Annotated in this window: 8 protein-coding genes; 3 read left to right on the top strand and 5 right to left on the bottom strand. The window is 70.1% G+C overall.

What is annotated here, in order from left to right:
- Nucleotides 1–80 precede the first annotated feature (80 nt).
- Nucleotides 81–995, bottom strand: a complete 915-nt coding sequence (locus BST11_RS26170) for a tetratricopeptide repeat protein (protein ID WP_083141086.1) — start codon at nt 993–995, stop codon at nt 81–83.
- A 146-nt stretch (nt 996–1,141) separates the two neighbouring features.
- Entirely contained in the window at nt 1,142–2,323 is a 1,182-nt protein-coding gene (locus BST11_RS26165; protein ID WP_083141085.1) for an acetyl-CoA C-acetyltransferase, read from the bottom strand.
- A 78-nt stretch (nt 2,324–2,401) separates the two neighbouring features.
- Here BST11_RS26165 and mce point away from each other — a divergent pair, with 78 nt between their 5' ends.
- A complete protein-coding gene (mce, locus tag BST11_RS26160; protein ID WP_120313453.1) occupies nt 2,402–2,869 on the top strand; it encodes a methylmalonyl-CoA epimerase in 468 nt (155 codons plus the stop codon).
- Between the two features lies 1 nt (nt 2,870).
- Here the strand turns inward: mce and BST11_RS26155 are convergent, their stop codons facing one another.
- Nucleotides 2,871–3,161: a hypothetical protein gene (locus BST11_RS26155; RefSeq protein WP_083141084.1), complete on the bottom strand. Its 291-nt coding sequence runs from the start codon at nt 3,159–3,161 to the stop codon at nt 2,871–2,873.
- Entirely contained in the window at nt 3,161–3,841 is a 681-nt protein-coding gene (gene nucS / locus BST11_RS26150) for an endonuclease NucS (RefSeq protein WP_083141083.1), read from the bottom strand. The genes BST11_RS26155 and nucS overlap by 1 nt, the downstream gene beginning before the upstream one ends.
- 41 nt (nt 3,842–3,882) lie before the next feature.
- Between nucS and BST11_RS26145 the strand changes: the two genes are divergently transcribed.
- Nucleotides 3,883–5,499 carry an adenylate/guanylate cyclase domain-containing protein gene (locus tag BST11_RS26145; protein WP_083141082.1) on the top strand — a complete coding sequence of 539 codons (1,617 nt, stop codon included), beginning with the start codon at nt 3,883–3,885 and terminating at the stop codon, nt 5,497–5,499.
- A gap of 3 nt (nt 5,500–5,502) precedes the next feature.
- Here the strand turns inward: BST11_RS26145 and BST11_RS26140 are convergent, their stop codons facing one another.
- The gene (locus BST11_RS26140) at nt 5,503–6,459 is read right to left on the bottom strand and encodes an alpha/beta hydrolase (RefSeq protein WP_244897788.1); all 957 of its coding nucleotides are present in this window, start codon (nt 6,457–6,459) and stop codon (nt 5,503–5,505) included.
- Nucleotides 6,460–6,581: 122 nt separating this feature from the next.
- On the opposite strand from BST11_RS26140, the gene BST11_RS26135 reads away from it, so the two are divergent.
- Nucleotides 6,582–8,084 carry a DNA-3-methyladenine glycosylase 2 family protein gene (locus tag BST11_RS26135; protein ID WP_083141081.1) on the top strand — a complete coding sequence of 501 codons (1,503 nt, stop codon included), beginning with the start codon at nt 6,582–6,584 and terminating at the stop codon, nt 8,082–8,084.
- The last annotated feature ends 49 nt before the right edge of the window (nt 8,085–8,133 follow it).

The raw sequence follows: 8,133 nt of genomic DNA, 5'->3' as shown, positions 1-8,133 counted from the left end.
GGTCCCGGCGGCATCGGTGGGGCCGGCGGCATCATCGGCCTGCCCGGGATCGACGGGATAGCGGGCCCGTAACGGTCGACTCAGTACAGCGCGTTGGCCAGGTTGCGCCGGCCGGCGACCACCTCGGGGTCGGCGGGATCGAAGAGCTCGAAAAGCTCGATCAATCGGGTGCGCACCCGGGTGCGCTCGTCGCCGGAGGTGCTGCGCACCAACGCAATCAGGCGGTCGAACGCGCCGCTGACATCCTGGTTGAGGATTTGCACGTCGGCGGCCGCCAGGGCGGCCTCGATGTCACCCGGCGCGGCGTCGGCGACCGCGACCGCGTCGGGGCGTTGCGCCGTTGCGCGCGTGAGGAAGTCGATCTGGCGGATCGCGCCCTTCGCTTCGGCGCTGGACGGGTTGGTGTCCAGGATCGCCTGATACGCCGTCTTGGCGCCGGCGAAGTCACCGTCCTCAAGCTTTCTTCGGGCCTCGGCGAGCTCCGGGTCCACTTCTGCGGCCTGCTCGGAACCGCTTGGGCCCCTGAGCTTTCCGGCCGTCGCCGACAGCAGTGAGTCCACCCAGCGGCGCAACTGGTCGGGCGGCTGGACGCCCTGGAAGCTGGACAGCGGTTGCCCGGCGGCCAGGGCCACCACGGTGGGGACCGCGTCGACACCGAATATCTGCGCCACCCGGGGGGCCACGTCGACGTTGACCGTCGCCAGCGACCACTTGCCGTCGTCCTCGGTCGCCAGGGCCGACAGCGTCTCGACGAGCTCGACGCACGCGTCGCTGCGGGGCGACCACAGCAGCACCACGACCGGCACCTCGTCGGACCGGACCAGCACTTCCTCTTCGAAATTGGCCTCGGTGACCGCGGTGGCCCCGGGCGCGGCCGGGGCGGCCCGCCCGTCGGGGTCGGCGGCGGATGCGGTCTGCTGGGCCCGCTGCTTGAGGCCAGACAGGTCGACCGCGCCGGCCAAGGCGGGTCCGATCGGGGGTCGCGGACGCGTCACGCCGTCAAGTTTGTCATGCGCGCCGCCGGCCGATCCACCCGGCCGGGAGCGCTCTCGAGGCGCCGGGAACGGCCCCGGACGGCGTTTATGACGAAGATCACAAACCCACCCCGGCGGCGGGTGCCAGCAACGCCGTGGCGGGCCGGTTAACGGGCCCGCAGGATCAGCGCGTCGCCCTGGCCGCCGGCGCCGCAGAGCGCCGCAACGCCGTAGCCGGAGCCGCGGCGGGCCAACTCCAGGGCCACATGCAGGGTGATCCTGGCGCCCGACATGCCGATCGGGTGCCCGACGGCGATCGCGCCGCCGTTGACGTTGACGATCTCGGGGTCGACTCCCAGTTCGCGCGTCGACGCCAGCGCGACCGCGGCAAACGCCTCGTTGATCTCGACGACGTCGAGCCGGTCGACCGGGATGCCCTCGCGGGCGAGCGCCTTCTTGATCGCGTTGGCCGGCTGCGACTGCAGCGTCGAGTCGGGCCCGGCCACCACGCCGTGCGCGCCGATCTCGACCAGCCAGGAAAGCCCGAGCTCCTGCGCCTTGTCCTTGTTCATCACGACCACCGCCGCGGCGCCGTCGGAAATCTGCGACGCCGAACCGGCGGTGATGGTGCCGTCGCGCCGGAACGCCGGTTTGAGGCCGGCCAACGACTCCGCGGTGGTATTGGCGCGGATCCCCTCGTCCTCGGTGAATTGCAGCGGATCACCCTTGCGCTGCGGGATGTCCACCGGCACCACCTCGTCGGCGAACACGCCGTCCTTCCATGCCGCGGCCGCCTTCTGGTGGGACCGCGCAGCGAATTCGTCCTGCTCCGCGCGGCTGAACCTGTCGACGTCGTTGCGCTGCTCGGTGAGCGCGCCCATCGGCTGGTCGGTGAACACGTCGTGCAGGCCGTCGTAGGCCATGTGGTCGAGCACCGTGACGTCGCCGTACTTGTAGCCCGCGCGGCTGTCCATCAGCAGGTGCGGCGCCTTCGTCATCGACTCCTGGCCCCCGGCCACCACCACGTCGAATTCCCCCGCACGAATGAGCTGGTCAGCCAGGGCGATGGCGTCGATCCCGGACAGGCACATCTTGTTGATGGTCAGGGCGGGAACATCCCAGCCGATGCCGGCCGCCACGGCCGCCTGGCGCGCGGGCATCTGGCCCGCCCCGGCGGTCAAAACCTGGCCCATGATCACGTATTCGACCAGGCGGGCCGGCACGCCAGCCTTTTCCAGGGCACCCTTGATCGCGATCGCACCCAGATCGGTGGCCGAAAAATCCTTCAGCGAACCCATCAGTTTGCCGATCGGCGTCCGCGCTCCAGCAACTATCACCGACGTCGTCATGAGTACCTCCTCAGCGTGCGGGGACGGCCGTTTCGGGATCCCCGAGAAGCGCGATCTTTGCCGTCAGGTTACCGTTATGTGATGACGACTGATCAAGTTGACGCCCGTCAGATCCTGGCCACCGCACTGGTGACGGCGATCGATCACGTCGGCATCGCAGTCGCCGACCTGGATGCGGCAATCGACTGGTACCACGAGCACCTGGGCATGATCCTGGTGCACGAAGAAGTCAACGACGACCAGGGAATCCGCGAAGCCATGCTCTCGGTGCCCGGCGCCCCGGACGGCACCGCGCAGATCCAGCTGATGGCCCCGGTCGACGACTCCTCGGCGATCGCCAAGTTCCTCGACAAGCGTGGCCCCGGTATCCAGCAGATGGCGGTTCGGGTGAGCGACCTCGAGAGCCTGTGCGAGCGCCTGCGCTCACAGGACGTGCGCCTCGTCTACGAGGCACCGCGGCGCGGCACAGCGAACTCGAAGATCAACTTCATCCACCCTAAGGACGCCGGCGGCGTCCTCATCGAGCTCGTCGAGCCGGCCTCCTGAGCTAGGACCACTTTCGGGTCGGGCCGCGGTTGGCGCGGTTGGCCCAGCACGGGGTGTGCCAATGCCTCCGGTCGTCGGTGCCCTGTCCCACCTCGGCTGGCCATACCACCAGATGCGCCGTGCCGGAACGGATTTCGTGATCGCATCCGGGGCAGCGATAGGTCTTCACGGCTCGGGCCGCGGCGACCGGGCGTACCTCGTACTGGTACCCGTCGGGCCCCGTTTCCACCCGGCCCAGGGCCGGCGACGGCAACGGAGGTTGCCGACGCGAGGGTTCGCGGCGCCTGGGCATCAGAACAACCGGTACTCGTCGCTGTCCATACCGCGCATCTTGTCGTAATCCAATGTGACGCAACGGATCCCGCGGTCGGCTGCCAGGGTGCGCGCCTGCGGCTTGATCTGCTGGGCCGCGAAGATCCCCCTGACCGGCGCGAGGCGGGGGTCGCGGTTGAGCAGCTCGAGGTAGCGGGTGAGTTGCTCCACGCCGTCGATCTCACCGCGCCGCTTGATCTCCACCGCGACCGAGCCGCCGAGTTCGTCGCGACACAGCAGATCGACCGGGCCGATCGCCGTCATGTACTCGCGGCGCACCAACGTGTAGCCGTCGCCCAGCAGCTGCACGTGTTCGGCGAGCAACGCCTGCAGGTGGGCCTCGACGCCGTCCTTCACCAGGCCGGGGTCGACGCCCAGGTCGTGGCTGGAGTCGTGCTCGATCTCCTCGACGGTGATGCGCAGCTGCTCGCCGGCCTTGTTCTCCACCACCCATACCGGCGCCGCCTGCGAGTCAGGGCCGGGCTCTTCGGTCAGCCGGCACGGCGGGCTCATCCAGTTCAGCGGCTTGTAGGCACGGTCGTCGGCGTGCACGCTGACCGACCCGTCGGCCTTGAACAGCAACAGCCTGCGTGCCGACGGCAGATGCGCGGTGAGCCGGCCGACGTAGTCGACGGTGCACTGGGCGATCACTAGACGCACCCGACTCACCTTAGAGCGTGGTCGTTTAGGCTGGCGCCACGATGTTGGCCAACCAGAGCATCGCCAGACGCCTGGGCCGGGTGCTCGAACGGGTGACCCGACAGAGTGGCCGCCTGCCGGAAACCCCCGCGTATGGCTCCCTGCTGCTCGGCCGGGTGACGGAGAGCCAACGCCGTCGCCGGGTGCGCATCCAGATCATCATGACCGTCCTGGTCTTGGGGGCGAACCTGATCGGGATCGCCGTTGCGCTGCTGCTGGTGACGATCGCCATTCCCGTCCCGAGCATCTTCGACGCCCCGGCGTGGATCACCTTCGGCGCCTCCCCGGCCTTCATCGTGCTGGCCCTGGCGTGGGGTGTCTTTTGGATCACCCGCCGGACCGTGATCGCGTTGCGGTGGGCGATCGAGGAGCGCACACCGTCTCAAGAGGACGCGCGCAACGCCTTTTTGGCGCCGTGGCGCATCGCCCTCGTCGACCTCGTCCTGTGGGGGCTCGCCGCGGCGCTGCTGACCACGCTGTACGGCATGGTCAACACCCTGTTCATTCCGCGGTTTCTTCTCGTCGTCAGCTTCTGCGGTGTTCTGGTGGCCACGGGTAGCTACCTGCTGGCCGAGTTCGCGCTGCGCCCGGTGGCCGCTCAGGCGCTCGAAGCGGGTCCGCCCCCGCGGCGCCTGAGCGACGGCATCATGGGCCGGACGATGATGGTCTGGTTCCTCGGGTCGGCCGTGCCCGTCATCGGCGTCATGTTGCTGGCCGTCATCGAACTGGCGCTGCGCAACCTGACCCAGACCCAATTCGCGGTGGCCGTGGTGATGGTGTCGATCGCGGGTTTGGTTTTCGGGTGCATCCTGATGTGGATCCTCGCCTGGCTGACGGCGACACCGGTGCGGGTGGTGCGCGCGGCGCTGCGGCGCGTCGAGCAGGGCAACCTGCGGGGCGACCTGGTGGTGTTCGACGGGACGGAGCTCGGTGAGCTGCAGCGCGGGTTCAACGCGATGGTCGACGGCTTGCGCGAACGGGAACGCGTGCGCGACCTTTTCGGCCGGCATGTCGGGCGCGAGGTGGCCCTGGCCGCCGAGCGCGAGCGGCCGAAACTGGGCGGCGAAGAACGACACGTCGCCGTCGTCTTCATCGATATCGTCGGCTCCACGCAGCTGGTGACCAGCCAACCCCCCGCGGAAGTCGTCGCCCTGCTCAACCGGTTCTTCGCGATCGTCGTCGAGGAAGTGGACCGCCGTCGCGGCCTGGTCAACAAGTTCGAGGGCGACGCGTCGCTGGCCATCTTCGGCGCACCCAACCACCTCGACTCGCCCGAGGACGAGGCGCTGGCCGCCGCGCGCTGCATGGCCGACCGGCTGTGCGACGAAATGCCCGAATGCGACGCGGGTATCGGGGTGGCGGCCGGCCAGGTCGTCGCCGGCAACGTGGGCACCAAGGAACGTTTCGAATACACCGTGATCGGCGAGCCGGTCAACGAGGCGGCCCGGCTTTGCGAGATCGCCAAGTCGCACCCGGGCCGATTGCTCGCGACGGCCGACGCGCTCGAGGGCGCGAGCGAAGAGGAAAGGGCCCGTTGGACTTTGGGAGAGACCGTGACGTTGCGCGGGCACGGACGGCCCACCCGGCTCGCGTTGCCCGTCTCCTCCGCCGAGCGCTGAGCCCTATAGCGCGAGGGCCCGGCGCAGCACCGCGATCGACTCGGCCGCTTCGCGCTGCGAGATCGCCGCGTGCTGGATGAGCGCTGAACCGTGGAAAGTCCCGGGGAACAAATGCAGTTCGACGGTGACCCCCGCGTCCAGCATGGCCAGGGCGTAGGCGACGCCCTCGTCGCGCAGGGGGTCGAAGTGCATCACCGAAACGTAGGCGGGCGGCAGGCCCGCCAGGTCGGTGGCGCGCGCAGGCGCGGCGTAGATCGAGACATCGTCGGAGCCGGCTCGGCCGGCCCCGAGGTAGCAGTCCCAGCTGAAAATCGCTCGCGGGCGGTTCCACAGCGGCGTGTCGACGAACTCGGTCATGCTCGCGGTGGTGAGCCGGTCGTCGAGCTCCGGTACCGACAGGAACTGGAAGGCGATGTGCGGGCCCCCGCGATCGCGAGCCAGCAGCGCCAGCGCCGCGCACAGCCCACCGCCGGCGCTGACCCCGTGGATGGCGATGCGCTGCGGGTCGATGCCCAGCTCGGCCGCGTTTTCGGCCGTCCAGACGAGTCCGGCGTAGACGTCTTCCAGCGGCCCCGGGAAGGGGGTTTCCGGCGCAAGCCGGTAGTCCACCGAGACCACGACGACGCCGAGCTCGCGGGCCAGCCTCGTGGCGATGCCCTGCTCGGTCTCGAGGTCACCCACGATGAACCCGCCGCCGTGGACCGTGTACACCGCGGCGGGTCCGCTGCGCTCGTCGGGCCGGTAGATTCGGATCGGGACCGCGGGATCGCCTGCGCGGCCGGGGATTTCGCGGTCTTCGATCCGCAGGCCGGAGGTGTCCGGCGCCGGCATCGCGGCGATCATCTCGGAAAAGGCGGCGCGCATGGTCGCCGCGTCGTCGGCCTCCAGCGAGGGCAGCAGCGGGACCACCGCGGCGATTTCGGGGTCGAACGCGTAGGCCTGTTGCGTGTCATCCGTCACAGCAAGACATTGTGCTGAGCAATGTCGCCGTTGGCTAGGCCCGGGTGGGCCGGCAAGCCGCGCGCCACGTTGATGTCGTTTTTCCGCCAGTATTGTCGGCCGGTGGGTGTAAGTGTGGAACCGTGCACGACGATTTCGAACGCCGCTACCGGGCAGTCCAGTCCAAGGACGCCCGGTTCGACGGCTGGTTCGTCACCGCCGTGCTGACGACGCGGATCTATTGCCGGCCCAGCTGCCCCGTCCGGCCGCCGTTCGCCCGCAACGTCCGCTTCTACCCCACCGCGGCCGCCGCTCAGCGCGCGGGTTTCCGGGCGTGCAAGCGGTGCCGGCCCGACGCGTCCCCGGGGTCTCCCGAGTGGAACGTGCGCGGCGACGTGGTGGCGCGCACGATGCGGCTCATCGCCGACGGCACCGTGGACCGGGAGGGCGTCGGCGGCCTCGCGGCCCACCTCGGCTACACCACCCGACAGCTGGAGCGGCTCCTGCAGGCGGAGGTGGGCGCCGGCCCCCTGGCCCTGGCCCGCGCGCAGCGCGCCCAGACCGCGCGGGTGCTCATCGAGACCACGGACCTGCCGTTCGGCGATGTCGCCTTTGCCGCCGGGTTCTCCAGCATCCGCCAGTTCAACGACACCATCCGCTCGGTGTTCGAAACCACGCCGTCGGCGCTGCGCAGACGCGCCGCGGTGCGCCCGGTGACCGCCATGAATTCACAAGGCGCCGTGTGTCTTCGGCTCCCGGTCCGCACCCCTTTCGCCTACGAGGGTGTGTTCGGCCACCTCGCCGCCGGCATCGTGCCCGGCTGCGAGGAGGTGCGCGACGGCGCCTACCGGCGCACCCTTCGGCTGCCCCGTGGCAGCGGCATGGTGACGCTGACCCCGGCCGTCGACCACGTCCGCTGCCAGCTGGTGCTCGATGATTTTCGCGATCTCACCACCGCGATCGCCCGCTGCCGGCGGCTGTTGGACCTCGACGCCGACCCCGAGGCGGTGGTCGACGCGCTGGCCGGGGACCCCGAGCTGGCCCCGGTGGTGAAAAAGGCCCCCGGCCAACGGATTCCGCGGACCGTCGACGAGGCCGAGCTCGCCGTCCGCGCCGTGCTGGGCCAACAGGTGTCGACGAAGGCCGCGAGGACCCACGCGGGCCGGCTGGTCGCGGCCTACGGCCGGGCGATGCACGATCCCGAGGGCACGCTGACCCACACCTTCCCGTCGATCGACGAACTCGCCGGCATCGATCCGGCCCACCTGGCGGTGCCCACCGCCCGGCGAACGACGCTCAACGCCCTGGTCGCCGGGCTGGCCGACGGAAGCGTCGTCCTGGACGCCGGATGCGACTGGGACAGCGCCCGCGCCCAGCTGCTCGCGCTGCCCGGCATCGGGCCCTGGACCGCGGAGGTGATCGCGATGCGCGCCCTGGGCGATCCGGACGCCTTTCCCGCCAGCGACCTCGGCGTCCAGCTGGCCGCGCGCCAGCTGGGGCTGCCCGCGGGCCAGCGGACACTCGTCGCGCGCAGCGCCCGCTGGCGCCCGTGGCGCTCGTACGCCACCCAACACCTGTGGACGACCCTCGAGCATCCGGTAAACCATTGGCCCCCAAACCTGACTTGGCTCACGTTGCCGGATTGACGACGATCGCAGGGCCCTGAGCTGTGGTTTCTTTGTCGGTTCGGGCTGA

Source organism: Mycobacterium alsense, from assembly GCF_002086635.1.
GTDB lineage: Bacteria > Actinomycetota > Actinomycetes > Mycobacteriales > Mycobacteriaceae > Mycobacterium > Mycobacterium alsense.
Note: the sequence above shows the minus strand (reverse complement) of the source record. Positions and strands in the feature narration are given on the sequence as shown.

Bases quoted from the DNA above. Each gene is read 5' to 3' on its own strand.
- BST11_RS26165 (WP_083141085.1), bottom strand. From the start codon at position 2,323: ATGACGACGTCGGTGATAGTTGCTGGAGCGCGGACGCCGATCGGCAAA.
- BST11_RS26155 (WP_083141084.1), bottom strand. From the start codon at position 3,161: ATGCCCAGGCGCCGCGAACCCTCGCGTCGGCAACCTCCGTTGCCGTCG.
- BST11_RS26145 (WP_083141082.1), top strand. From the start codon at position 3,883: ATGTTGGCCAACCAGAGCATCGCCAGACGCCTGGGCCGGGTGCTCGAA.